General features: G+C 57.0%; 23 protein-coding genes. 10 read left to right on the forward strand and 13 right to left on the reverse strand.

Features of this window, described 5'->3' with window-relative positions; genetic code table 11:
• Positions 1–183 precede the first annotated feature (183 nt).
• From marR to marB, 3 genes are read left to right on the forward strand one after another with little or no spacing between them, the layout of a single operon-like run.
• On the forward strand, positions 184–618 hold the full coding sequence (gene marR, locus BJF97_RS15500; protein WP_004102349.1) for a multiple antibiotic resistance transcriptional regulator MarR: 435 nt from the start codon (positions 184–186) through the stop codon (positions 616–618).
• 17 nt (positions 619–635) lie between these two features.
• Complete coding sequence (marA, locus tag BJF97_RS15505) at positions 636–1,016, forward strand: MDR efflux pump AcrAB transcriptional activator MarA (protein ID WP_004102351.1); 381 nt, start codon at positions 636–638, stop codon at positions 1,014–1,016.
• Between the two features lie 30 nt (positions 1,017–1,046).
• Complete coding sequence (marB, locus tag BJF97_RS15510; RefSeq protein ID WP_004851184.1) at positions 1,047–1,265, forward strand: multiple antibiotic resistance protein MarB; 219 nt, start codon at positions 1,047–1,049, stop codon at positions 1,263–1,265.
• A 32-nt stretch (positions 1,266–1,297) separates the two neighbouring features.
• Here the strand turns inward: marB and eamA are convergent, their stop codons facing one another.
• Complete coding sequence (eamA, locus tag BJF97_RS15515; protein ID WP_014229493.1) at positions 1,298–2,197, reverse strand: O-acetylserine/cysteine exporter; 900 nt, start codon at positions 2,195–2,197, stop codon at positions 1,298–1,300.
• Between the two features lie 192 nt (positions 2,198–2,389).
• Between eamA and ydeE the strand changes: the two genes are divergently transcribed.
• Both ydeE and BJF97_RS15525 read left to right on the forward strand, forming a co-directional pair.
• Positions 2,390–3,583 carry an efflux MFS transporter YdeE gene (ydeE, locus tag BJF97_RS15520; protein WP_014838593.1) on the forward strand — a complete coding sequence of 398 codons (1,194 nt, stop codon included), beginning with the start codon at positions 2,390–2,392 and terminating at the stop codon, positions 3,581–3,583.
• A 117-nt stretch (positions 3,584–3,700) separates the two neighbouring features.
• Positions 3,701–4,171 carry a helix-turn-helix domain-containing protein gene (locus BJF97_RS15525; protein ID WP_009654748.1) on the forward strand — a complete coding sequence of 157 codons (471 nt, stop codon included), beginning with the start codon at positions 3,701–3,703 and terminating at the stop codon, positions 4,169–4,171.
• Between the two features lie 988 nt (positions 4,172–5,159).
• On the opposite strand, the gene urtE is transcribed toward BJF97_RS15525, so the two are convergent.
• From urtE to BJF97_RS15560, 7 genes are all read right to left on the reverse strand, one after another.
• Positions 5,160–5,858 (reverse strand): urea ABC transporter ATP-binding subunit UrtE, encoded by a 699-nt coding sequence (urtE, locus tag BJF97_RS15530; RefSeq protein ID WP_014229495.1) that lies wholly within the window; start codon positions 5,856–5,858, stop codon positions 5,160–5,162.
• A gap of 9 nt (positions 5,859–5,867) precedes the next feature.
• Entirely contained in the window at positions 5,868–6,665 is a 798-nt protein-coding gene (gene urtD, locus BJF97_RS15535; protein WP_014229496.1) for an urea ABC transporter ATP-binding protein UrtD, read from the reverse strand.
• Positions 6,665–7,738, reverse strand: a complete 1,074-nt coding sequence (gene urtC, locus BJF97_RS15540; RefSeq protein ID WP_014229497.1) for an urea ABC transporter permease subunit UrtC — start codon at positions 7,736–7,738, stop codon at positions 6,665–6,667. The genes urtD and urtC overlap by 1 nt, the downstream gene beginning before the upstream one ends.
• The gene (gene urtB, locus BJF97_RS15545) at positions 7,738–9,312 is read right to left on the reverse strand and encodes an urea ABC transporter permease subunit UrtB (protein ID WP_014229498.1); all 1,575 of its coding nucleotides are present in this window, start codon (positions 9,310–9,312) and stop codon (positions 7,738–7,740) included. Before urtB ends, urtC begins: the two co-directional genes overlap by 1 nt.
• Before the next feature lie 84 nt (positions 9,313–9,396).
• Positions 9,397–10,668 carry an urea ABC transporter substrate-binding protein gene (gene urtA, locus BJF97_RS15550; protein WP_032694479.1) on the reverse strand — a complete coding sequence of 424 codons (1,272 nt, stop codon included), beginning with the start codon at positions 10,666–10,668 and terminating at the stop codon, positions 9,397–9,399.
• A 177-nt stretch (positions 10,669–10,845) separates the two neighbouring features.
• Positions 10,846–11,949: a cobalamin-independent methionine synthase II family protein gene (locus BJF97_RS15555; RefSeq protein ID WP_014229500.1), complete on the reverse strand. Its 1,104-nt coding sequence runs from the start codon at positions 11,947–11,949 to the stop codon at positions 10,846–10,848.
• 149 nt (positions 11,950–12,098) lie between these two features.
• Complete coding sequence (locus BJF97_RS15560; RefSeq protein ID WP_004851202.1) at positions 12,099–12,491, reverse strand: rhodanese-like domain-containing protein; 393 nt, start codon at positions 12,489–12,491, stop codon at positions 12,099–12,101.
• A gap of 67 nt (positions 12,492–12,558) precedes the next feature.
• Between BJF97_RS15560 and ftrA the strand changes: the two genes are divergently transcribed.
• The 3 genes from ftrA to BJF97_RS15570 all read left to right on the forward strand — a co-directional run bounded on the left by ftrA (position 12,559) and on the right by BJF97_RS15570 (position 14,297).
• Entirely contained in the window at positions 12,559–13,569 is a 1,011-nt protein-coding gene (gene ftrA, locus BJF97_RS15565; RefSeq protein ID WP_032694478.1) for a transcriptional regulator FtrA, read from the forward strand.
• Between the two features lie 135 nt (positions 13,570–13,704).
• The gene (gene mgtS / locus BJF97_RS34190; RefSeq protein ID WP_004102377.1) at positions 13,705–13,800 is read left to right on the forward strand and encodes a protein MgtS; all 96 of its coding nucleotides are present in this window, start codon (positions 13,705–13,707) and stop codon (positions 13,798–13,800) included.
• 218 nt (positions 13,801–14,018) lie between these two features.
• Entirely contained in the window at positions 14,019–14,297 is a 279-nt protein-coding gene (locus BJF97_RS15570) for a hypothetical protein (RefSeq protein ID WP_032694477.1), read from the forward strand.
• A 142-nt stretch (positions 14,298–14,439) separates the two neighbouring features.
• Here BJF97_RS15570 and BJF97_RS15575 read toward each other — a convergent pair whose 3' ends face one another.
• Positions 14,440–15,471 carry a methionine synthase gene (locus BJF97_RS15575; protein ID WP_032694476.1) on the reverse strand — a complete coding sequence of 344 codons (1,032 nt, stop codon included), beginning with the start codon at positions 15,469–15,471 and terminating at the stop codon, positions 14,440–14,442.
• 27 nt (positions 15,472–15,498) lie between these two features.
• On the reverse strand, positions 15,499–16,476 hold the full coding sequence (locus BJF97_RS15580) for a DUF1852 domain-containing protein (protein ID WP_014229504.1): 978 nt from the start codon (positions 16,474–16,476) through the stop codon (positions 15,499–15,501).
• Positions 16,477–17,067: 591 nt separating this feature from the next.
• Between BJF97_RS15580 and iraP the strand changes: the two genes are divergently transcribed.
• Complete coding sequence (iraP, locus tag BJF97_RS15585) at positions 17,068–17,379, forward strand: anti-adapter protein IraP (RefSeq protein ID WP_004851215.1); 312 nt, start codon at positions 17,068–17,070, stop codon at positions 17,377–17,379.
• A 188-nt stretch (positions 17,380–17,567) separates the two neighbouring features.
• On the opposite strand, the gene BJF97_RS15590 is transcribed toward iraP, so the two are convergent.
• The 3 genes from BJF97_RS15590 to BJF97_RS15600 form a co-directional block, all read right to left on the reverse strand.
• On the reverse strand, positions 17,568–18,776 hold the full coding sequence (locus BJF97_RS15590) for a diguanylate phosphodiesterase (protein WP_032694475.1): 1,209 nt from the start codon (positions 18,774–18,776) through the stop codon (positions 17,568–17,570).
• Between the two features lie 237 nt (positions 18,777–19,013).
• The gene (locus BJF97_RS15595; RefSeq protein ID WP_032694474.1) at positions 19,014–19,448 is read right to left on the reverse strand and encodes a GNAT family N-acetyltransferase; all 435 of its coding nucleotides are present in this window, start codon (positions 19,446–19,448) and stop codon (positions 19,014–19,016) included.
• A gap of 386 nt (positions 19,449–19,834) precedes the next feature.
• A complete protein-coding gene (locus BJF97_RS15600; RefSeq protein ID WP_032694473.1) occupies positions 19,835–20,905 on the reverse strand; it encodes a LacI family DNA-binding transcriptional regulator in 1,071 nt (356 codons plus the stop codon).
• Between the two features lie 207 nt (positions 20,906–21,112).
• Between BJF97_RS15600 and BJF97_RS15605 the strand changes: the two genes are divergently transcribed.
• The gene (locus BJF97_RS15605) at positions 21,113–24,220 is read left to right on the forward strand and encodes a beta-galactosidase (protein ID WP_032694472.1); all 3,108 of its coding nucleotides are present in this window, start codon (positions 21,113–21,115) and stop codon (positions 24,218–24,220) included.
• The last annotated feature ends 54 nt before the right edge of the window (positions 24,221–24,274 follow it).

Genomic DNA, 24,274 nt, shown 5'->3' on the forward strand with positions numbered 1-24,274 from the left:
CCCGTTCTCCTCAGGACGCATTCACCCTTCCTTCAAATCATAAGATAACAACGTGAAATAGAGTGACCTGCCTCACAACAATTCGTTTTAGCAAATCGTGGCATCGGATAATTCATCAGGTTGACTTATATTTGCCTAGGCAATAATATCTCCCGCAACTAAGTCATTGCCTGGGCAACCATTGTGAAAAGTACAAGCGACCTGTTTAACGAAATGATCCCTCTTGGCCGCTTGATCCAGATGGTTAACCAGAAAAAAGATCGCCTGCTCAACGACTATCTCTCGCCGATGGATATTACTTCCACCCAGTTCCGGGTGCTCTGTTCCATTCGTTGCGAAGTGTGTATTACCCCCGTTGAGCTGAAAACCGTGCTTTCGGTCGACCCAGGCGCAATGACGCGCATGCTCGACCGCCTGGTCTGTAAAGGCTGGATTGAACGGTTACCCAACCCGACTGACAAGCGTGGCGTGCTGGTACAGTTAACGCCAGACGGCGCAGCCCTTTGTGAGCAATGTCATCAGGTTGTGGGTCAGAAATTGCACCAGGAACTAACAAAAAATCTGTCGACGGATGAAGTGGCCACTCTTGAGTGTTTACTCAAAAAAGTTCTGTCGTAATAAGAAGAGGTAAGATGATGTCCAGACGCAATAACGACGCCATCACTATCCATAGTATTTTGTCGTGGATCGAGGATAACCTGGAATCGCCCCTGTCGCTGGAGAAGGTTTCAGAGCGCTCAGGTTACTCCAAGTGGCACCTGCAAAGAATGTTCAAGAAAGAGACCGGTCACTCGCTGGGACAGTATATCCGCAGCCGTAAGCTGACCGAGATCGCGCAGAAGCTGAAGCAGAGCAACGAGCCTATCTTATACCTGGCCGAACGCTATGGTTTTGAATCGCAGCAAACGCTGACGCGAACTTTTAAGAACTATTTCGATGTTCCGCCGCACCAGTATCGTATTACCAACGTGCCGGGCGAGTCGCGCTACCTGCTCCCATTAAATAACTGTTGTTAACCGCCTGCAAAAAGACGTATTGAGGAAATCATGAAACTATTCGCTTCCGCCGCCATCGTGCTATTGGCGCTGGTCTCGAGCCAAAGTTATGCGGAGCAAACCAGCACCCCGGTTCGCCACAACAACCGGGATGCGATGATTATTCCTTCCGAACATAATGATTCGCCTTTTGATTTCAATCACATGGCCTCTGGCAGTGATAAATCAGATGAACTTGGCGTGCCCTATTACAACCAGCAAAGCCTGTAAAATCCCTTTAGCCCCGTGACCGGGGCTTTTTTTTACCCTCGCGCCATGCCCGGACGCACGATCCGCAGGCCAAATACGTTGATATACAGCCCGGCCATAATCAGTACCGCGCCCAGCAGCTGCAGGCTATTCAGCGTCTCGCCGAGCAATAAGGCCGCGCTGGCCATCCCGACCACCGGCACCAGCAGCGACAGCGGCGCCACGCGCCAGGTTTCATAGCGGCCGAGCAGCGCCCCCCAAATACCATAGCCGACGATGGTGGCAATAAACGCCAGATAGAGCAGCGACAGGATCGTCAGCAGGTCGATATGCAGCAGGCTTTCCGCCATGACCTGCGGGCCGTCGAGGATCCACGACGCCAGCATAAACGGCAGCACCGGGATCAGCGCGCTCCATACCACCAAAGACATAATCGGCGGCCGGCTCGCATGCGACATAATTTTCTTGTTGAAGATATTGCCGCAGGCCCAGCTCAGCGCCGCGGCCAGCGTCAGCATAAAGCCCACCAGCGGGACATGCTGGCCGCCGAGGCTGGCTTCGACCAGCACCAGTACGCCGAAAATCGCCAGCGCGATCCCCGCCAGCTGTTTCCCCTGTAAACGTTCGCCGAAAATAAACGCCCCGAGAATGATGGTGAAAAAGGCCTGCGCCTGCAGCACCAGCGATGCCAGTCCGGCAGGCATGCCGAGGCTAATCGCGCAGAACAAAAACGCAAACTGACCGAAGCTAATCGTCAGGCCGTAGCCCAGCAGCAGGCTCAGCGGAATTTTTGGCCGCGCGACGAAGAGCAGCGCCGGGAAAGCCACCAGCAAAAAGCGCAGTCCGGCGAGCATCAGCGGCGGCATATTATGCAGCCCCACCTTGATCACCACGAAATTCAGCCCCCATACCACCACCACCAGCAATGCCAGCAGCCCGTCTTTACGCGTCATACCCGCCTCGGTTGTTATTGGAATTTTTGCGAACAAAATCAAACTACCGAATAATTCGTCCGCCGCATAGATCATTATTTTCGGTAGGGCGCTGGCGTGCTTTTCATCCCCCCCGGGAACTATACAAGCCCCGGTTAGCGTGCTATTTGTGATCGTGACAACAAAAATAACATCACATCAGGCAAGGAAAAAATGATACCGACTCTCAGGCGCTCAACCGCAGCGCTGCTGGCTTCGTCGTTGCTGTTAACCATTGGCCGCGGCGCAACGTTACCTTTTATGACGATCTACCTCACCCGCCAGTACCAGCTGGAGGTGGATAAAATCGGCTACGCGCTGTCGAGCGCGCTGATCGTCGGGGTGCTGTTCAGCATGGGTTTTGGCATTCTCGCCGATAAGTTCGACAAAAAGCGCTATATGACGCTCGCCGTGCTGGCGTTTATTGGCGGCTTTATCGCTATTCCTCTGGTCAATAGCGTCGCGCTGGTGGTGTTTTTCTTCGCGCTGATTAACTGCGCTTACTCCGTCTTCTCTACCGTGCTGAAAGCGTGGTTTGCCGACGTGCTGTCGCCGGAAAAGAAGGCGCAGATTTTTTCCCTTAACTACACCTTTCTCAATATTGGCTGGACCGTTGGGCCGCCTATCGGCACTCTGCTGGTCATGCACAGTATTAACCTGCCGTTCTGGCTGGCGGCCGGCTGCGCCGCCCTTCCGCTGGTATTTATTCAGCTGTTTGTGCAGCGCACCAGCGCCGCGATTGCTCAGGATAACGCGGTCCAGTGGTCGCCGTCGGTGCTGCTGCGCGATCGCGCTCTGCTGTGGTTTACCCTTTCCGGCCTGCTGGCCTCCTTTGTCGGCGGCTCTTTCGCTTCCTGCATTTCCCAGTATGTGCTGGTGGTAGCGGACAGCGATTTTGCCGAAAAAGTGGTTGCGGTGGTACTGCCGGTTAACGCGGCCGTGGTGGTGGCGCTGCAGTATGCGGTTGGTCGTCGCCTTACCGCCCGCAATATTCGCCCGCTGATGACCTTTGGAACGGTCTGTTTTGTGCTCGGGCTGGGCGGTTTTGTTATTTCCGATAACAGCCTGCTGCTGTGGGGCGTCTCCGCCGCCATTTTTACGCTCGGAGAGGTTATCTACGCGCCGGGGGAATATATGCTGATCGATAACATTGCGCCGCCGGGCATGAAAGCCAGCTACTTTTCCGCCCAGTCGCTGGGCTGGCTGGGGGCGGCGTTTAACCCGATGCTGACCGGAACGATTCTGACCCATCTGCCGCACTGGTCGCTGTTTGTGATATTGATGCTGGCGATTATCGCCGCATGGCTGATGATTTTCCGCGGCATGAACGTTCGTCCGTGGAACGGTAGCGCGGTCGCCCGCGCCTGATGCCGGGCGCCGTGCGGCTGTCAGGTTGCTGTCGCGTCCCTGTCGGGTTTCGATCGTGGTGCCCGACAGCCCGCTCGATGATACTCCATCTCAGGTTTTCACCCGGAGATAGAAACAATGAACAGTAGTCATCAGGTTAAACAATTACGTTTGCAGCGCGCCTGGTCGCAGGAGCAGCTTGCCGAACTGGCCGGCGTCAGCGTGCGCACCATTCAGCGCATCGAGAACGGCGACCGTCCCGGCCTCGAGACGCTCAGCGCGCTTGCGGCGGTATTTGAAGTTAACGTCGCCGAGATTAGCGGCGAATCGCCGGCGGGCCACGAAGCGTCGCTGGATTTACGTATTGAGGAAGCCAAAGCGCGCGTCGAACGCGAGAGCCGTTTTTACCGTTCATTGACGGTGGCCGTCGTCGTTTGCGTTCTGCTGGCGCTGCTGAACTGGCTGAGCGGCGCAGAGAGCTACTGGTCCGCATGGGTGGCGATCGTCTGGGGAGCGCTGCTGGTGGTTAAAGGGTTGCGTCTGTTTGTTTTTGGCGAATGGATCAATCGCTGGCGTCAGGCGCGCCTGCAGCGGCTGCTGCGCAAATAGCCCTCTGCGCGCTTTTCCCGGGGGCGGCGCAAGCGCCTTGCCCGGGCTACGGGCCCATCGCCGTCTGCGAGCGGTAGCCCGGACAGATGCGCAGCATCGCCTCCGGGAGCCATATCCAATGCGGCCTGTGGCGATCTCCCCTGGGGCGGCGCAAAGCGCCTTGCCCGGGCTACGGGTTCATCGCCGTCTGCGAGCGGTAGCCCGGACAGATGCGCAGCATCGCCTCCGGGAGCCATATCCAATGCGGCCTGTTGCGATCTCCCCGGGGGCGGCGCAAAGCGCCTTGCCCGGGCTACGGGTTCATCGCCGTCTGCGAGCGGTAGCCCGGACAGATGCGCAGCATCGCCTCCGGGAAATCATATCCAATGCGCCCTGTGGCGATCTCCCCGGGGGCGGCGCAAAGCGCCTTGCCCGGGCTACGGGTTCATCGCCGTCTGCGAGCGGTAGCGCGGACAGATGCGCAGCATCGCCTCCGGGAAACCATATCTAGTGCGGACTATGGCGATCTCCCCGGGGGCGGCGCAAAGCGCCTTGCCCGGGCTACGGGTCCATCGCCGTCTGCGAGCGGTAGCCCGGACAGATGCGCAGCATCGCCTCCGGGAAACCATATCTAGTGCGGACTATGGCGATCTCCCCGGGGCGGCGCAAAGCGCCTTGCCCGGGCTACGGGTCCATCGCCGTCTGCGAGCGGTAGCCCGGACAGATGCGCAGCATCGCCTCCGGGAAATCATATCCAATGCGCCCTGTGGCGAACTCCCCGGGGGCGGCGCAAAGCGCCTTGCCCGGGCTACGGGTTCATCGCCGTCTGCGAGCGGTAGCCCGGATAAGGCGTCAGCCGCCATCCGGGAGCCATATCCAATGCGGCCTGTGGTGAGCTCCCCGGGGCGGCGCAAGCGCCTTGCCCGGGCTACGGGCCAGCAGACTGCTGTATACCTGTAGCCCGGCTAAGCGCAGCGCGAGCCGGGGGGAGGCCGCCATCCGGAGCGAGTTAAATGGTGACCATCCCGCGGACGCCTTCGGCTTCCATATCGCCGCCGTTGCCCTGCTGGATAATCGCGCCGCGCGACATCACCAGATAGCGATCCGCCAGACCGGCGGCAAAATCATAAAACTGCTCGACCAGCAGAATCGCCATATCCCCGCGGTTCGCCAGCTGACGAATCACCTCGCCAATCTCCTTAATCACCGACGGCTGAATGCCCTCCGTCGGTTCATCAAGAATCAACAGCTGCGGACGGCTGGCCAACGCGCGGCCAATGGCCAGCTGCTGCTGCTGCCCGCCGGAAAGATCGCCCCCGCGCCGCTGCTTCATGGTTTTCAGCACCGGAAACAGCTGATAAATCTCTTCCGGCACCGCGCGCGCGTCGCGGGCGGGAAAGCGGGACAGCCCCATCAGCAGATTCTCCTCCACCGTCAGGCGCGGAAAAATCTCCCGCCCCTGGGGCACGTAGGCGATCCCCGACTGCACCCGCTGGTGCGGTTTACGGTGGGTGATATTCTTCTCCTGCCACAGCACCTCGCCGCTGCGCGCCGGGATCAGCCCCATCAGACACTTCAGCAAGGTGGTTTTTCCCACCCCGTTGCGCCCGAGCAGGCAGGTGATCTCGCCCTGGCGAGCGGCAAAATCCACTCCACGCAGGATATGGCTGCCGCCATAATATTGATGTAGTTGATTAACCTGTAACATCCGCGCTCCTTAGCGTCCGAGATAAACTTCAATCACCTGTTCGTTGGCCTGCACCTCGCGCAGCGACCCTTCCGCCAGCACCTGTCCCTGATGCAGCACCGTCACCCTGTCGGCGATGGTCTCGACAAAGCCCATATCATGCTCGACCACCATCAGCGAATGCTGCCCGGCAAGGGTGCGGAACAGCTCGGCGGTATATTCTGTCTCCGCATCGGTCATCCCGGCGGCGGGTTCGTCCAGCAGCAGCAGATGCGGCTCCTGTACCAGCAGCATGCCGATTTCCAGAAACTGCTTTTGCCCGTGCGACAGCAGCCCCGCCGGCCGATAGCGTTCGCCCTCCAGCCGCAGCAGGCGGAGGGTTTCGCTGATTCGGTCGGCCTGCTCGCTGTTCAGGCGCGCCCGTAGGCTGGCCCACACCGATTTATCACCTTTCATTGCCAGTTCGAGATTCTCTGCCACCGTCAGCGCCTCAAAGACCGTCGGTTTCTGAAACTTGCGCCCGATGCCCTGGCGGGCGATGGCGATGGGATCGAGGATTGTTAAGTCCACCGACTGATCGTAAAGCGCCCTGCCGCTCTGCGGCCGGGTTTTGCCGGTGATGACGTCCATCAGGGTGGTTTTACCGGCGCCGTTCGGCCCAATCACGCAGCGTAGCTCGCCCACGCCAATCTGCAGCGACAGGTTGGTCAACGCCTGAAAACCGTCAAAGTTGACGTTAATCTCTTCCAGCTGCAGTACCGGATCGGTCTGCTCGCGAAAGCGGTCCGTCGGCAGCTGGCGGGTAAATAGCTCTTCATCCAATGGCATCAGCGATCTCCTTTACGCAGCAGGCCGATAACGCCACGCGGTAAAAACAGCGTCACGATAATAAAAATCAGCCCCAGAAAGAGCTGCCAGTACTCCGGCATCGCCACGGTAAAGTAGCTTTTCGCGCCGTTGACCAGCCCCGCGCCGAGCACCGGGCCGATTAAGGTTCCGCGACCGCCGAGCGCCACCCAGATGGCCGCTTCGATAGAGTTGGTCGGCGACATTTCGCTGGGGTTGATGATCCCGACCTGCGGCACGTACAGCGCCCCCGCCAGGCCGCACAGTACGGCTGAAAGGGTCCATACCAGCAGCTTAAAGCCGCGCGGGTCGTAGCCGCAGAACATCAGGCGGTTTTCAGCATCGCGCACCGCCGTCAGCACGCGGCCAAATTTGCTTTGCGCCAGCAAATAGCCAATCCACAGGGTGAGCAACAGCAGCAGTACCGTGGCCATAAACAGCGCCGCCCGCGTGCTGATGGCGGTGACGGAGAAACCGAGCAGCGTGGTAAAGCCGGTAAAACCGTTGTTACCGCCAAAGCCGGTTTCGTTACGGAAAAACAGCAGCATCCCGGCGTAGGTGAGCGCCTGGGTCATAATCGAAAAATAGACGCCTTTGATTTTCGAGCGGAAGGCAAACCAGCCGAAAACCAGCGCCAGCAGGCCGGGCACCAGCACCACCAGTAGCATAGCCCAGGCGAAATGCTGGGTGCCCCACCAGAACCACGGCAGCTCGCTCCACGACAAAAACGACATAAAGGCCGGCAATCCGTCGCCCGCCGCCTGGCGCATCAGGTACATGCCCATGGCGTAGCCGCCGAGGGCAAAAAAGATCCCATGGCCAAGCGAAAGCATCCCGGCATAGCCCCAGACCAAATCCAGCGCCACGGCGACAATGGCGTAGCAGAGGATCTTGCCGGTCAGCGTCAGCAGCCAGGTGGAGACCGCCAGCGGATGCGTGGCGGGCAGCAGCGCCAGAAACGGCATACTCAGCAGGCCCAGCAGTAGCAGCACGCCGAACCAGCGCAGCGGGCGCGGCGCTTTGCGCGCCAGCGTTAAGGTAATAGGTTGGCTCATCAGTCAATAACCCTCCCTTTGAGGGCGAACAGTCCCTGGGGACGTTTCTGGATAAACAGGATAATCAAGACCAGAATCAGGATCTTACCCAGCACGGCTCCCATCTGCGGTTCAAGGATTTTGTTAAAGATGCCAAGACCAAACGCCGCCGCCACGCTGCCCGCCAGCTGACCAACGCCGCCGAGCACCACCACGAGGAAGGAGTCGATAATGTAGCCCTGGCCCAGCTCCGGCCCGACGTTACCGAGCTGCGACAGCGCGACGCCGCCCAGCCCCGCGATCCCCGAACCGAGGCCAAACGCCAGCATATCGACCCGTCCGGTCGGCACGCCGCAGCAGGCCGCCATCGCGCGGTTTTGCGTTACCGCCCGCACGTTCATCCCTAGCCGGGTCTTGTTCAGCGTCAGCCAGGTAAACAGCAGCACCAGCAGCACGAAAACCAGTACCGCCAGACGGTTCCACGGCAGAATGAGATTCGGCAGAACCTGCACGCCGCCGGAGAGCCATGCCGGATTGGCGACCTCAACGTTCTGCGCGCCAAACAGCATGCGCACCAGCTGAATCAGCATCAGGCTGATCCCCCATGTGGCGAGCAGCGTCTCAAGCGGGCGCCCGTACAGATGACGGATCACGGTGCGTTCCAGCGCCATACCGATACCGCCGGTGATCAGGAACGCCACCGGCAGCGCAATCAGCGGATAGAAGGCCAGCCACTGCGGCGCCAGCTGCGCCAGCGCCTGCTGAACCAGCCAGCAGCTGTAGGCGCCAATCATCAGCATCTCGCCGTGGGCCATATTGATCACCCCGAGCAGACCGTAGGTGATGGCCAGACCGAGCGCGGCGAGCAGCAGGACAGAACCGAGGGAGAGGCCCATAAAAGCCTGGCCGAGAAGATCGCCCAGCAGCAGGCGGTGCTGGATTTTACTCAGGCTCTCCTGGGCCGCCGCGCGAATCGCCGGGTCCGGCTCATGCCGGGCATCGGTATACGGCGTCAGCAGCGCCTGAGTTTCCGGGTCACCGGAGTGGCCGAGCAGCTCGATGGCCGCCAGCCGCTGTGCGGGCTGAGGACTGACAAGCTGTAAACGGGCCAGCGCAATTTCCAGCTGCGACTTCACCGCGCCGTCGGTTTCCGCCGTCAGACGCTGCTGTAGCAGCCCCGCCATCTCAGGCGTCGCTTCGCGCTGCAGGGTTTTCGCCGCCGCGGCCCTTTCCGTGACGTTGTCACTAACCAGGAGATGCGTCGCCAGCGCGCCTGCCGCCAGGTTACGCAGGCGATTGGTCAGGCGCACCGGTTTTGTTGGGCCGACGGGCGCCGGAACCGCGCCCAGCGCCAGCAGGCTGTCGCCCTGTTTGCTGAACGCATGACCGCCGCTATCGGATTGCAATGTTTCACTTTTCAGCGCCCGCAGCAGCGGTAAACGCGGCGCTTCGGGCGCGGCGGCCCACTGTTCCAGCAGCTGAGCCTGCTGGCTGCGATTGGCCGCCACAAAATCGTCGGCGTCCGCTGCCTGCGCCCGCCACGGTATCAAGACCATCAGCAGCGCGAAGTAACACATGAGGCGTAATGCGTTCATGGTCGTTCTCCTTTTCGGGGAAATCCGGGCTTCGGGCCCGGAAGACTGAATCATTCACCCCGGCGCGGCGCCGGGGTCTAACGCTTAGTTGCTGACGGTTTTAACCGGGTGATCCGGCTTTTTATCATTCCCGGCAATCCACGGGCTCCACGGCTGGGCGCGTACCGGCTCTTCGGTCTGCCAGACCACGTTAAACTGGCCGTTGCTTTCGATTTCGCCAATCATTACCGGCTTGTGCAGGTGATGGTTGGTGGCATCCATGGTCAGGGTAAAGCCTGACGGCGCCTTGATGGTTTGGCCGGCCATGGCATCACGCACCTTGTCGACATCGGTCGATCCTGCTTTCGTCACCGCCTGCGCCCACATGTGCAGGCCAACCCAGGTCGCTTCCATCGGGTCATTGGTTACCACGGTATCGGCGTTTGGCAGCTTGTGGGCTTTGGCGTAAGCGCGATAGTCGGCAACAAACTGTTTATTGGTTGGGTTATCGACGGACTCGAAGTAGTTCCACGCCGCGAGGTTGCCCACCAGCGGTTTAGTATCAATCCCGCGCAGCTCCTCCTCGCCCACGGAAAAGGCCACCACCGGCACGTCCGTCGCTTTCAGCCCCTGATTAGCCAGCTCTTTATAGAACGGAACGTTGGAATCACCGTTGATGGTAGAGACCACCGCGGTTTTACCGCCGGCGGAGAACTTCTTGATATTGGCGACGATAGTCTGATAGTCGCTATAGCCGAACGGGGTATAGACCTCTTCGATGTCTTTATCCTGAATGCCTTTGGCGTGCAGGAAAGCGCGGAGAATTTTGTTGGTGGTACGCGGGTAGACGTAGTCGGTACCGAGCAGGAAGAAGCGTTTCGCCCCGCCGCCGTCTTCGCTCAGCAGGTATTCCACCGCCGGAATCGCCTGCTGGTTTGGCGCCGCGCCGGTGTAGAAGACGTTCGGCGACATCTCTTCGCCTTCATACTGTACCGGGTAGAAGAGCAAACCGTTCAGCTCTTCAAATACCGGCAGAACCGATTTGCGCGATACGGAGGTCCAGCAGCCGAACACCGCCGCCACCTTATCCTGCGTCAGCAGTTGACGCGCTTTTTCGGCGAACAGCGGCCAGTTTGATGCCGGATCCACCACTACCGGTTCCAGTTTTTTACCCAGTACGCCGCCTTTGGCGTTGATGTCATCGATAGCCATCAGGGCGACATCTTTCAGCGGGGTTTCAGAAATCGCCATCGTCCCGGAAAGCGAGTGCATAATGCCGACTTTAATGGTGTCGGCGGCATAAACCTGTAAGGAGAAGCCCATGCTAATAACAGAGGCGGAGAGAGCAAAAGCTTTTAATAGTGTTCGACGCTGCATGTGTGTCACTCCTGAATAGCGCAAAATCAAAAAAATGAATTAACGACTCACCGGAAGTGATAAGGCAAAAACGATGCCAGGTTGTGAAAGCGTCTGAAAGCGCGGCAGAATACGGGGAAAATAAAGGCGGGTGCACAGCGTTGCCTTAAAATAGTGCAACGCTGCGCTATGGAGAGATTACCAGACCTGTGCGGCGATGCCGGTGACCAGGCGGACTTTATCCCACTGCTGGGCTTCGGTCAGAGAGTTACCCTCTTCGGTGGAAGCAAAACCGCACTGCGGGCTGAGGCAAATTTGCGCCAGCGGGACGTACTGCGCCGCCTCCTGCAGACGAGCCTTCACCCCTTCCGGGTTTTCCAGCTCCCCGTTTTTAGTGGTGATCAGGCCCAGTACCACCTGCTGATGGCCGGGGCGAATGTACCGCAGCGGCGCGAAGTCGCCGGAACGGTCATTGTCATATTCGAGGAAGAACGCGTCGATGTTAACGCCGCCGAACAGCACTTCCGCAACCGGCTCGTAGCCGCCCTCGGAGATCCAGGTCGAGCGGAAGTTACCGCGACACACGTGCAGGCCAACGGTCAGATCCTCAGGCTTCCCTTCCAGGGCCTTATTCAGAACGCGGGCATAAATGCGCGCCAGCTCATCCGGGTCTTCGCCGCGCTCGCGCACCTGCTGTCGCTGCTCATCGGAGCAGAGGTAGGCCCAGACGGTGTCATCAAGCTGTAAATAGCGGCAGCCCGCATCGTAGAAGGCGCGAATGGCATCGCGCCAGGTGGTTGCCAGGTCATCGAAATAGTCGGCGAGATCCGGATACACCGTCGCGTCGATATCTTTCCGGCCGCCGCGGAAGTGCAGCACGCTCGGGCTGGGAATGGTCATCTTCGGCTGAGCGCTGCCGCTGATGCTCTTCAGATAGCGAAAATCTTCCAGCATCGGGTGATCGCCAAAGGCCAGTTTACCGGTGACGCGAACGCCGTGCGCTTTGGTCTGTACCCCGTTGAACTGAATGCCCTTTTCTGAATCGTAGCGCTCAACGCCCTGTAGTCCGTCAAAGAAATCAAAGTGCCACCACGCGCGGCGGAACTCACCGTCGGTGACCACATGCAGCCCGCACTCGCACTGCTGCTGCACCAGAACGCGAATCGCCTCATTTTCTATCTGCCGCAGCTGCTGCGCGTCGATGGTGCCGGCGGCCAGCTGCTGACGGGCCTGTTTGATGGCGTCCGGACGTAAAAAGCTGCCGACAATATCTGCGCGGAACGGGGCCTGATGACGTTGCATGGTGTCTCCTTAGCGGCGGGCAAAGTTAATTACCCACCGTGATAGTTCATTATTTGAATTTATAGACTTCTGGATGGCTATATGTCCAGATACTGGCATGCAGAGGTTTCATCGGCAAACGACAATATTTCATGGCACATGAAATAAATTCATTTTGCGAAAGGCAACCCTTCATCTTCCCAGCCGGTCAGGCCGCCGAGCATCATTTTTACCGGGCGTCCCAGCAGAGCCAGCTTCATGGCGGCGACGTCCGCCCCGTTGCAGTGCGGCCCGGCGCAGTAGACCACAAACAGCGTGTCATCAGGCCACTGCGCCATTCTGGTTTCATCAATTTGTCGGTGCGGTAAATGCAGGGCGCCCGGGAGATGACGACGGGCAAAGGTTTCTTCACTGCCGACGACGTGCAGCAGAACAAAATCCACTTCTCCTTCGCGCATCGCGCTGTAGACATCGGCGCAGTCGGTCTCGAGGCTTAGCTTATGACGAAACCAGGCGGCAGCGTCGGTAGAACTGGCGGGGGCAATAGCGGTTACAACACTCATGGCATCTTCTCCTTGTCTGTGATACCACTACTTTAATTAACCGCCTGCGCGACATCTGCCGAGAACCATGACTGAAAACGCTGAAATCCTGACAATCCCATCCGTGACGTTGTCATGCCACCGGGTTGTTGCCCTCGCCTACGATGGCCTGTGTACCTTTGAATTTGGCGTCGCCGTAGAGATCTTCGGCCTGCCGCGCCCGGAGATGGGCGAACGATGGTATCGCTTTGCCGTAGCCGCCGTCGACGACGGTGAGCTGCGGGCAACCGGCGGAATTCGGCTCATGACCGACGGCGGTATGGCGCTGTTAGGCGAAGCGGACACCATCGTGGTGCCCGGCTGGCGCGGTATTGACTCCCCCGTGCCGCCAGCGCTGTGCGAGGCGCTGGTCGCCGCCCATGCGCGAGGCTGCCGGATAATTTCTATCTGCTCCGGGGTTTTCGTTCTGGCCGCGGCCGGGCTGCTGAACGGCCGCCAGGCGACCACCCACTGGCGCTATACCGACCAGCTGCGGGCGCGGTTTCCGCGCATTGAGGTGATCGATGACGTGCTGTACGTCGGCGCCGAAGGCGTCATGACCTCCGCAGGCAGCGCCGCGGGTATCGATTTATGTTTGCACCTGGTGCGCGAGGACTTCGGCGTCGAAGCGGCGAATCTTGTCGCCCGACGGTTAGTGGTTTCCCCCCATCGCGACGGCGGGCAGGCGCAGCAGATTGTTCGCCCGGTGGCCAAAGCGCGGGAGAGCCAGAGGCTGGGGCAATTATTTGATTTCCTGCACCAGAATCTCGCCGCTGGCCACACCGTGGCCTCGCTGGCGGAAAGAGCCGGCATGGGGCATCGCACGTTTTTACGCCGTTTCGAAGACGCCACCGGCAAAACCCCCGCCCGCTGGCTGCTTGACGAGCGCCTTCAGCGCGCCACGCAGCACTTGACCCACAGCCGGCTGAGCGTTGAGCAGATTGCCGAGCTTTGCGGTTTCTCAAATGCCAGCACCCTGCGCCATCACTTCCGCCAGCAGTTTGCCCTTAGCCCGTTGCAGTACAGGAAAAGCGCGCTGGCGGGTAAAAAGGGGGAGTGATTCACATGGATAATAGTCACGCCGGGCAATTTGTTAAGCGTTTGTTTAGATTAGTCGGGTTAAGATGTATCCAACAACCGTAAACCCGTTCAATGAGGACAACATAGCGCATAGCAAAACTAATGGAGGTTAATCATGCTGGGAAATATGCATGTATTTATGGCAGTTCTGGGAACCATTCTGTTCTTTGGATTTCTTGCCGCATACCTGAGCCACAAATGGGATGACTGATGAACGACGATAATCCCCACCCGTAAACGCCCCCTGCTGCCAATGCACCAGGGGGCGTTCTGCTTTTGGCTTGCCGATCGATGAACCACCTTATACACGATAATTTATCGTATCAGTCACCAGGAGAAACTCCGTCCGAACATCCCTCAACAGCCCACTCGATGCCGATCGTTGATAGGCTATGTTATGCTTTGTCATCATGAGCAAGGAGGCAGAATATGCACATCAATACCAAAATGAGGATTGCGGCGCTTTTATACCTTATGGCGGCGTACGCGGTTGCTCTGCCGGGGCTTGCGCTGTTTACAGACCTGGTGATAAACGGTGGCATTATTGATATGTGGAAAGGCGCGTATTCATTTATGGACCTGCTTGCCCGACGTAAAATACTTTATCTGCAGTTTGCCGGGCTGGGCGCTACTCTGGGTTTTGTCTACTGGCTGTTTTTCTTCCGAAAATACCGCCATCACGATCCCCTCGATAAATATTTTAAGTAGCGCCCGAGCGCCCGGCACGACGTACTGATTATGCCCGGTCAGCGAATGATGAAATCTGAGCCAGAAGCATTTCGCATACCTTACATACCGTTCGCTGGACATCCGTCAGCTGCGGCGAGGCTTCCAGCCCTTTGCCAGGGTTCTATTTAGCCTGCAGCTCCCGGCGGATAATTTCCGCCCCGGCGCTTAGCGCATTGAGCTTGCCGCTCGCCACTGGACGCGATAGCGGCGCCATGCCGCAGTTGGTTGAAGGATAAAGCTTATCGGCATCCACAAACTGCAGCGCTTTACGTAAGGTCGCGGCGACTTCCTCCGGCGTTTCGATCGCATTGGTCGCCACGTCGATGGCTCCAACCATCACTTTTTTTCCGCGAATCAGTTCAAGCAGATCCATGGGAACACGTGAGTTATGACATTCCAGCGAGATGATATCGATGCTGGAGGTTTGCAGCTTAGGAAACGCTTCTTCATATTGTCGCCACTCTGTTCCCAGGGTCTTTTTCCAGTCGGTATTCGCTTTGATGCCGTATCCATAGCAGATATGTACCGCAGTTTCGCATTTTAGCCCTTCAACGGCTCTTTCTAAGGCCGCGATGCCCCAATCATTAACCTCATCAAAAAACACATTAAAGGCTGGCTCATCAAACTGAATAATGTCGACGCCGGCGGCCTCCAGCTCCCTGGCTTCCTGATTAAGTATCTTCGCAAACTCCCAGGCCAGTTTTTCGCGGCTCTTATAGTGATTGTCATAGAGCGTATCAATCATGGTCATGGGACCCGGCAGCGCCCACTTAATCGGCTGGCTGGTGAGCTGACGTAAAAAACGCGCATCTTCGACAAAAACGGGTTTTTGACGCTCGACGGCGCCCACGACGGTCGGAACGCTCGCATCATAGCGATTACGGATTTTAACGACTTCGCGTTTTTCAAAATCGACGCCGCTGAGGTGCTCAATAAACGTAGTAACAAAGTGCTGACGGGTTTGCTCGCCATCGCTGACGATGTCGATACCGGCGCGCAGTTGGTCAAATAAGGACAGGCTCAGCGCGTCTTTTTTCCCGGCAATTAACTCTTCATTCTGCAGTTTCCATGGGGACCACAGTTTCTCAGGCTCTGCAAGCCAGGACGGTTTCGGTAAGCTGCCGGCTGTTGAAGTGGGTAATAATTTTGTCATTATCGATAGCCTTATATATGCGATGTCTTAAAGAGCGTAATGAGCAGACCATTGCTGCAGAATATTTTTATACGGTTTAATAAAGTGCTCTTCGGTAAACTTCCCCTGCTCTACCGCCAGCTGGCTGCGCTCTTCACGATCGTAAACAATTTTGGTTAATGAATGGTCCTGATGATGCAGATCGGGCTGATAGCAGAGTCCTGCGGCAGAGTTGGCGTTGTAGATCTCCGGGCGGTATATCTTCTGGAACGTCTCCATCGTGCTGATGGTGCTAATCAGCTCAAGGCTCGTGTAATCGCTCAGCAAATCCCCTGAGAAATAAAAGGCCAAAGGCGCAACGCTGTTTTTCGGCATAAAGTAGCGAACCTTCAGGCCCATTTTGCCAAAATATTGCTCAGTCAACGATGAACCCTCTGGGCGGTATTCGAGCCCCAGGACAGGATGTTGATTTCCGGTCTGGTGATAGGTGTCTTTGCTGGAGACGCTAAGGCAAATAACCGGTGATTTTTTGAAATTGGCCTTGTACTCCGCTGAATTGACGAAATGTTTAAATATGTTGCCGTGCAAATCGCCGAATCCTTCCGGAAGGCTAAAACCTGCGCGTCCTTTATTATGGTCTAACAGCAATACGCTAAAGTCGTAGTCGCGAACGTACGAAGAGAAATTATTGCCAACGATACCCGCAATACGTTCATCGGTCTTTTTATCAATAATGCTGGTTTGCAATATTTCAATCACCGGAAAGGTATCGCCGGTGGCGCTGATATTCATTTCGGCTGAAATAATTTCCAGCACAACGGCATAGCGATCGCCTTTGGGGTTATCCCAGTGCGCCAGCGTATTGAAACGATTGTCAATCATGACTAAGGTATTGCGCAGATTCTCCTGGCGATTTTCCCCTCTTGCTAAATTAGCAAAGTTGGTTGTAATACGCGTATTTTCTGAGGGGTTATAGTTTTCATCAAAGAGAGTGCGTTTAATAGTAAAGGTAAATTGTTGATTCATTGCAGATGTGCATCCTAAGTTCTGAGATAAAAACTGCAGTCCTTTCTGATGGTTGCAGGCTGGCGCAGGCTTCCATAAGCAGTCTTCATCTTCATATTATCTATATCGAATACAGCATGTTATGCCAGAGCCATTAGATGAGTGAAAGCGAGTTAATTTCATTACAACATGAGCCATATTCATGGTCTGGTATCAGCCCATGCTGTATCTCGTTGAACAGATCCAGCCGCTCTTGCCAACGAGCTTGTCCTGCCGGTTAAACATCCACACATTTTCCTGTTCGCCTGTATGAGTTGATGCTGAAGCAAGAAACATCAGAGGTCGGCCAGGGTAAACACGACCTCAAGCCTGGCGTCTTTGTTTTCAACAACCGTTCTCTTCATGCTCCTTTGCGCTCTGTCGGGCGCGATCGTTGGAGGAAAATGGAAGTGGGACCGGCGCGTTTTCATGCTTTACTTTGGTGATGTCCAAAACCTGACTAACGCTACCGATATTTTTTCTGGCATATTTATGTTCTATGGTTAATTCGGATTATCAACAGCGAATATAGCCATCAACAACCCGCTCTAACTTATTGATTTGAGGGATACAATGAATAATGTCATTCTCAGCATAATTGCTAAAATTTCCGCCATGGATGCCGAAAGTAAGCAGCTTGCTGCCCAGGTCGAGGCGCAGTCTTTGCTCATTAGCGCGCTGATGCTCGCTATCGGCAAGGAAGGCGGCGTCGCGGAATTAGTTAGCAGCGTAACGAAAGCGATAAATTCGGTACTGGAATCATCTGAAGACGTTCTGAAGACGGACGCAGAACTGCTTCTGACCAAGTTTCAGGAACAAATAGCGCTCACGCAGTTGATAAGCACCCACGAAGATGAAATCAGTCATGACAGGCTCGATGATTAACAAGGGTCAGTCTGTTATAGATTGGGAATATGCAGGGCTTGCGGTTAGTCATGAGCTTACCGGCCATCAGCAACTATTGGCCGGTTCAGCTTCAAAAAATAGGGATACTCCAGGCGGAATACGCAATGTCTACTCGCCTGCGCTGCTGTTGGAGGCAAACCGCTCGGTACATTAAGGCAAATCAGGCTTCACTTTTCCCCAGGCCAGCGTATGTCACCGACGCCGTTGACTTTCGGCATGGCAAATAAAAAGCCCTGGAAACGTTTAATACCCGCAGATTCGAGCCAGCACCACTCCTCTATCCGCTCTATGCCTTCAGCAACCACCGCAATCTCAAGTTCACGGCAGCAGTTGATAATCGATCTTACCACCGCTTGTTTAGGGCCGCTCTGATGGATATCGGTAATAATCTCGCGGTCGATTTTAACTTTATCAGGCTGAATTTTTGTCAACAACGAGAGTCCAGCATAACCGGCGCCAAAGTCATCAATTGCCAGCCCCATACCAGAGACGCGCAGTTTTTTTATCGCGCTGCTGAACTGGCTAAAACCGGAGATCATTTCATCTTCCGTCACCTCCACGATCACCTGTTCGGGTTCAAGACCCTGTTTTTTTATTTCCTGCAACAGGTATTCAATGGCATCAGGAATAACAACCAGAGACATCGGAAGGATATTAATGGATATTTTATGGTCGCCAATATTGATTTCTTTCGCCAGGGCAAAGGCAACTGATTTCGCTTTGAGATCAACTTCATAACGTTGCTCTGGCGGAATCGAGGCAAAGAAATTGGCGGGACTACCGCCGTCTTTATCACGAATAAGCGCTTCAAGCGAAGTGATATTCCCGGCCAACGGTTCGATAATGGGCTGGAAAGCAAACTGACAACATTGACCGGCAAAAAACGATTCTTGCGGCGCATGAAATGCATGTTTACGCGAATGAAGCGACCATTTGTCAGGCCGTAAAAAGGGTGACGGCGCGGCAGCGCTTTTTTGACTGATAAAAGTATGGATAAATTTATAGACGCGCTCTTCGGTGGAAAGATAACCTTTCAGTTGGCTAAGCTGGCGAACCTTTGTCAGGACGTCAGCGCTTTGCAGTTTATTCAGGTCAAAAAACATCATCCCTACGTTTTCAAAGCGCCGGCGCGGCGCGTAATCACGCATCAGCTCGACAACCTGATGGTGGCGATCGTCTTGCTTGATCGTGCTGAATAGCTGCTCAAGCACGCACTCATCCCCCTCAAGTATCTGAAGGTAAACATTATCTTTTAAAAGAAGTATGCCCGTAATCCCGCGTGCTGCGTTCTCAGCATTCGCTTTTTCAACCAGCAGTATGAGATCGGTTTCTTGTGTTAAATGCATCTGACTTCTGTAAATCAGAGTTGTCAGCATAATCCCATCCAGATGTTTGCCAGGAGAATGGAACTGTGTAACACAGTTTACCCTTTTAACCCAGGCTATCTGTCATAATTAACTGGACCGGCTGTAGCCGACTAAGTTTATCCGATTATTTACGGCAGCAACCGGCAAGGGCCAGCGAAATAATCTTCAGCGGCGCGGGTAATGGCAGTGATTCATTCAGCAGCCATTTAAACCGTTTGGTAAATGCGTTTTTTTAAGCGGTATTTACTAGCCAACAAATCCCTGCTCGCGCATACGCGCTATCGCCTCTTCGCTGGCGCAGACCATGCCCGTGGTCAGCGTTTCAAAACCAAAGCGGCGATAAAAGCCGACTTTATCCACCACCGAGTAGATGAAGGTTTTGCCGAACGGCCGCAGCCGATCGTTAACCGATTGCATCAGCTGCTGCCCGTACCCCTTTCCCTGACAGCGCGGGTGCACCGCGACATCCGCCAGATAGCTGCACCAGGTCAGGTCGCTAATCGCCTGGGCAACGGCAATAAGCTGCCCGTTTTCATAGCCAAACCAGCAAAAGGTACTATAGCGAAACGCGCGCTCCACCAGCGCGACGTCCCGCTGATTGAGACCTGCGGCGGCGATAATCTCCTCCACCGTCTGCCAGTCAACCGAGTCCACGTGCTCTTTATCTTTTAATATCATCATGACGTTGCCTTTCACTCGCCTGCTTTGGCTTTCAGCATAGCCGAATGGCGCTAAAAAAAGCGCGCCCTGCCGCCCCCGGTCAACAGCATTTTATGCTGGATAAAAAAGTATAAGCCGGGGAAATTTTCTGACACCGCGGCGTGAAAACAGCGCATTTATGCTTAACAGCGGCGAGTAATCGACCTGCTGGCAGAATTAAATAAAATAACGCCATATTCTAACGACCGAAAACGGGCAAAAAAAAACCGCCATGTGACTGGCGGTGAATGAATGCTTGCATGGATAGATTGTGTTTTGCATTTTTACGTTCAGGGCATAACCCCCTGAGTACGCTTGTCCGATAAGCTATCACGCGCAACATCAATGAAAGCTAAACGGACCGTTGCTTACAGCTTTTCCACCAGCGCTTTGATCTGCGCGACAAGACTCTCTTGCTCCTCCTGCCTGGCGCCCGCGCAGGGCCAGGTGGATTGGCGGATAATCAGGCGCGTCGGCAGCAGCTCGCGGATCTTCATCTGCGGGGCAGCCATTAGCTGGATGAGCAGCTCAACCGCCCTTTTTCCCAGAACGTTAAAATCCTGGGCGACAGTGGTCAGCGGCGGCTGGAAGTAGAGGCTGTCAGCGGTATCGTCATAACCGGTGACCGAGATCGCCTGGCTGCCGGTGCGATTCAACTGCGCCAGCGCGCTCAGTACCCCGAGCGCCATCTGATCGTTAGCCACCACGATGGCGCTAATGCGCGGATGGTGATGAAGGAGCTCAAACGTTTTGTTCCAGCCGCTGGCGGCGCTCCAGTCACCAAACACCGTCACCGCATTACTGACGCCCAGCCGATGCAGCGCCTCGCGCCAGCTGCTCAATCGCATGCGCGCGGAGACCGAGCTCTCCGGCCCGGCCAGCAGGCCGAATTCCCGGTGCCCGGCGTCCCAGAGATGCCGCACGCACGCGCCGCAGCCGTCGCGATGATCGAAACGCACGCAGCACACGTCGGTCTCCGGCGAAACATCAAGAAACATGCAGGCGATATCGGGGTTTTCCACCACCAGCCGCTCCGCGAGGCTGCTTTCGAGCGGCAGGCTGATAATCGCGCCGCGAATATGCTGGGCGCGAAACTCATTAAGCCGCGCCTGCAGCGACGAATAGTCGACCTGCACCGGCATCGCAATCGAGACCTCAAGCTGATGCAGACCGGCGTAGCTTTTCACCGCCGCGGCGATTTGTGAAGGCGCGTGCAGCGTCAGCGAAGCGGTGATCAGCCCAATCGACGGCGCGGATTTCCCCGCCAGCAGCTGAGCGGAACGGTTCGGTACGTAGCGCAGCGCCTGCATCGCGCGGATGACCTTATCGCGGGTTCGTTCAGACACCACGTCCGGATTATTCAGCACCCGGGAGACCGTCTGCTGAGACACGCCGGCCTCGCGGGCCACATCGTCAAGCGTTGCCAGGCGACGCTGCATAGTGCACTCCTTCTGAATTAAAACCTCAATGTCGTCCGCTAACATTTTATGTTTAAAAGACGACAAAAATCAGCTGTTTTTCCAGCTTTTCGTGATCGCCAGTGGGTTTCATTTTCGCCAATATTGCGGCTATAGCGAAAATAACTGATAACAAAATTATATTGTCTAGCGAATGACATTTTTATCACTTATCCGTCAGGAATACGTATGCAACAACACGACTCTCATTCCGCCGCAGCAGCAACGTTCCATCAGATTCTCGCCCGCGAAGACTGGCAGAACCAGACCATTACCCATCTCAACCGTTTACCGGCCCACCCGACTTTCGCCAGCTGGCGCGATACCGACGCGGCGCGGAAAAACCAGCCCTCGGCGTTCCGCCGCCGGCTTGACGGCCAGTGGCAGTTCTCCTGGGCCCGCAGCCCGTTTGACGTGGATGCCCGCTGGCTGGAAGACGATCTGCCGGACAGCCGCAGTACGCCGGTGCCGTCAAACTGGCAAATGGAAGGCTACGACGCTCCGATCTATACCAACGTCCGCTACCCGATCGACACTACGCCGCCGCGCGTGCCTAAGGAGAATCCGACCGGCTGCTACTCGCTGACGTTCAGCGTCGATGAGAGCTGGCGAGCCGACGGCCAGACGCAGATTATCTTCGACGGCGTTAATTCGGCTTTTCATCTGTGGTGCAACGGCGAATGGGTCGGTTATTCGCAGGACAGTCGCCTGCCCGCGGCCTTCGATCTCTCGCCCTACCTTCAGCCGGGCGATAACCGCATCTGCGTGATGGTGATGCGCTGGAGCGCGGGTACCTGGCTTGAAGACCAGGATATGTGGCGCATGAGCGGCATCTTCCGTTCGGTCTGGCTGCTGAACAAACCGACCCTCCACCTCTGCGACGTTCAGCTTACGCCGCAGCTTGATGCGCTCTACCGGGATGCCGAGCTGCTGGTGAATTTAAGCGTCGCCGCGCCGGTCGCGCTGCTGGAGGCGCTGGCGGTGAAGATCGAACTGTGGGATGACGATCGTCTGGTCGCCAGCCACCAGCAGTCGCCGGGTTCGCCGATTATCGATGAGCGCGGAAGCTATGCCGAACGCGCGGCGATTCGTCTGCCGGTAGAGCGACCGGCGCTGTGGAGCGCGGAAACGCCAAACTGCTATCGGGCGGTGGTGTCCCTGTGCCGCGGCGATGAAACGATCGAGGCTGAAGCCTGGGATATCGGCTTTCGCCGGGTTGAAATCAAAAACGGCCTGCTGCTGTTAAACGGCAAACCGCTGCTGATCCGCGGCGTCAACCGTCACGAGCACCATCACCAGCGCGGCCAGGTGGTGACCGAAGAGGATATGGTGCAGGACATCCTGCTGATGAAGCAGAACAACTTTAACGCCGTGCGCTGCTCGCATTATCCAAACACCCCGCGCTGGTACGAGCTGTGCAATCGCTATGGCCTGTACGTCGTTGACGAAGCCAATATTGAAACCCACGGCATGGTGCCGATGAATCGTCTTTCCGACGATCCGGCCTGGCTGCCGGCCTTCAGCGCCCGCGTCAGCCGGATGTTGCAAAGCAATCGCAACCACCCGTCGATTATTATCTGGTCGCTGGGGAACGAATCCGGCGGCGGCGGCAACCATGAAGCGATGTATCACTGGCTGAAGCGCAACGATCCCTCCCGCCCGGTGCAGTACGAGGGCGGAGGCGCCGACAGCACCACCACCGATATTATCTGTCCGATGTACGCCCGCGTTGAGCGCGATCAGCGGATTCCGACGGTGCCGAAATGGGGGATCAAAAAGTGGATCAGTCTGCCGGGCGAGCAGCGCCCGCTGATCCTCTGCGAATACGCCCACGCGATGGGCAACAGCCTCGGCAACTTTGCTGATTACTGGCAGGCCTTCCGCGACTATCCGCGCCTGCAGGGCGGGTTTATCTGGGACTGGGCGGATCAGGCCATCAGCAAAACCTTCGACGACGGCAGCGTCGGCTGGGCCTACGGCGGTGATTTTGGCGATACGCCGAACGATCGCCAGTTCTGTATGAACGGCCTGGTCTTCCCCGACCGCCGCCCGCACCCTTCATTAATTGAAGCGAAACACGCGCAGCAGTACTTCCAGTTTACCCTGCTTGCGCAATCCCCGCTGCGTATCAGCATCAGCAGCGAATATCTGTTCCGCGCCACCGATAACGAAGCGCTGCGCTGGCAGGTCCAGGCCGCCGGAGAAACCTTTGCCGAGGGTCAAGTGAAGCTTGAGCTGAGCCCTGAAGGCCAGAGCGAGCTGACGCTGTGCGATGCGCTGACGCTGCCCGTGGGCGCCGAAGCGGTGTGGCTGACGCTGGAGGTTGTCCAGCCACAGGCCACCGCCTGGTCCGACGCCGGGCATCGCGTCGCCTGGCAGCAGTTCCCGCTCGCCGCCCCGCTGGCGCTGCGCCGGCCTTCCCCCGTCGGCACGGCGCCAGCGCTGGAGAGCAGCGACGCGGCCTGGACCGTACGCAGCGGCTCGCAGCAATGGACTATCGACCGGGAGAGCGGCCTGCTGACCCACTGGCAGGTAGAGGGTGTGGAACAGCTGCTGACGCCGCTGCGCGACCAGTTTGTGCGCGCCCCGCTGGATAACGATATCGGCGTCAGCGAAGTGGAGCGCATCGACCCCAACGCCTGGGTTGAACGCTGGAAGAGTGCCGGGCTCTACGGCCTCAGCGCCCGCTGCGTACAGTGCGACGCCCAGCGCCTGGCCCATGAAGTGGTTATCGATAGCCGCTGGCACTATCTGCGCGGCGACGAAGTGGTGATTGTCAGCCACTGGCGGATGACGTTTGATGGCGAAGGCAAGCTGCATCTGGCGGTCAATGGCGAACGCGCCGGCACCCTGCCGCCGCTGCCGCGCATCGGGCTGAATTTCCAGGTTCCGGACCAGCATCAACCGGTTTCCTGGCTCGGCTACGGCCCGCATGAAAACTATCCGGACCGCCGCACCAGCGCCTGTTTCTCCCGCTGGCAGCTGCCGCTGGAAGAGATGACCACACCGTACATTTTCCCGACGGAAAACGGCCTGCGCTGCGATAACAAAGCGCTGGACTGGGGGCGCTGGCACGTCGCGGGCGATTTCCACTTCTCCGTACAGCCCTACAGCACCGAGCAGTTAATGGAGACCGATCACTGGCACAGGATGAAGCCGGAAAACGGCGTCTGGATCGCGCTCGATGCTCAACACATGGGCATCGGCGGCGATGACTCCTGGACACCCAGCGTACTACAGCAATGGCTGCTGCTTGAGACACAATGGCAATATCAGTTAACGATTCATTTCCAATAATAATCGGGGGCGCCAGCCCCCAACCTTACAGGCATAATAATATGGAATATTCAC

The organism is Klebsiella sp. LTGPAF-6F (genome assembly GCF_001753185.1).
Taxonomy (GTDB): Bacteria; Pseudomonadota; Gammaproteobacteria; order Enterobacterales; family Enterobacteriaceae; genus Klebsiella; species Klebsiella michiganensis.

Bases quoted from the DNA above. Each gene is read 5' to 3' on its own strand.
- marB (WP_004851184.1), top strand. From the start codon at position 1,047: ATGAAACTATTCGCTTCCGCCGCCATCGTGCTATTGGCGCTGGTCTCG.
- ftrA (WP_032694478.1), top strand. From the start codon at position 12,559: ATGACTGAAAACGCTGAAATCCTGACAATCCCATCCGTGACGTTGTCA.
- BJF97_RS15590 (WP_032694475.1), bottom strand. From the start codon at position 18,776: ATGCTGACAACTCTGATTTACAGAAGTCAGATGCATTTAACACAAGAA.
- BJF97_RS15605 (WP_032694472.1), top strand. From the start codon at position 21,113: ATGCAACAACACGACTCTCATTCCGCCGCAGCAGCAACGTTCCATCAG.
- BJF97_RS15575 (WP_032694476.1), bottom strand. From the start codon at position 15,471: ATGACAAAATTATTACCCACTTCAACAGCCGGCAGCTTACCGAAACCG.
- urtD (WP_014229496.1), bottom strand. From the start codon at position 6,665: ATGCCATTGGATGAAGAGCTATTTACCCGCCAGCTGCCGACGGACCGC.
- marA (WP_004102351.1), top strand. From the start codon at position 636: ATGTCCAGACGCAATAACGACGCCATCACTATCCATAGTATTTTGTCG.
- BJF97_RS15580 (WP_014229504.1), bottom strand. From the start codon at position 16,476: ATGAATCAACAATTTACCTTTACTATTAAACGCACTCTCTTTGATGAA.
- eamA (WP_014229493.1), bottom strand. From the start codon at position 2,197: ATGACGCGTAAAGACGGGCTGCTGGCATTGCTGGTGGTGGTGGTATGG.
- iraP (WP_004851215.1), top strand. From the start codon at position 17,068: ATGAATAATGTCATTCTCAGCATAATTGCTAAAATTTCCGCCATGGAT.
- BJF97_RS15570 (WP_032694477.1), top strand. From the start codon at position 14,019: ATGCACATCAATACCAAAATGAGGATTGCGGCGCTTTTATACCTTATG.
- ydeE (WP_014838593.1), top strand. From the start codon at position 2,390: ATGATACCGACTCTCAGGCGCTCAACCGCAGCGCTGCTGGCTTCGTCG.
- urtB (WP_014229498.1), bottom strand. From the start codon at position 9,312: ATGAACGCATTACGCCTCATGTGTTACTTCGCGCTGCTGATGGTCTTG.
- BJF97_RS15600 (WP_032694473.1), bottom strand. From the start codon at position 20,905: ATGCAGCGTCGCCTGGCAACGCTTGACGATGTGGCCCGCGAGGCCGGC.
- BJF97_RS15595 (WP_032694474.1), bottom strand. From the start codon at position 19,448: ATGATGATATTAAAAGATAAAGAGCACGTGGACTCGGTTGACTGGCAG.
- urtA (WP_032694479.1), bottom strand. From the start codon at position 10,668: ATGCAGCGTCGAACACTATTAAAAGCTTTTGCTCTCTCCGCCTCTGTT.
- BJF97_RS15560 (WP_004851202.1), bottom strand. From the start codon at position 12,491: ATGAGTGTTGTAACCGCTATTGCCCCCGCCAGTTCTACCGACGCTGCC.
- urtE (WP_014229495.1), bottom strand. From the start codon at position 5,858: ATGTTACAGGTTAATCAACTACATCAATATTATGGCGGCAGCCATATC.
- mgtS (WP_004102377.1), top strand. From the start codon at position 13,705: ATGCTGGGAAATATGCATGTATTTATGGCAGTTCTGGGAACCATTCTG.
- BJF97_RS15525 (WP_009654748.1), top strand. From the start codon at position 3,701: ATGAACAGTAGTCATCAGGTTAAACAATTACGTTTGCAGCGCGCCTGG.
- urtC (WP_014229497.1), bottom strand. From the start codon at position 7,738: ATGAGCCAACCTATTACCTTAACGCTGGCGCGCAAAGCGCCGCGCCCG.
- BJF97_RS15555 (WP_014229500.1), bottom strand. From the start codon at position 11,949: ATGCAACGTCATCAGGCCCCGTTCCGCGCAGATATTGTCGGCAGCTTT.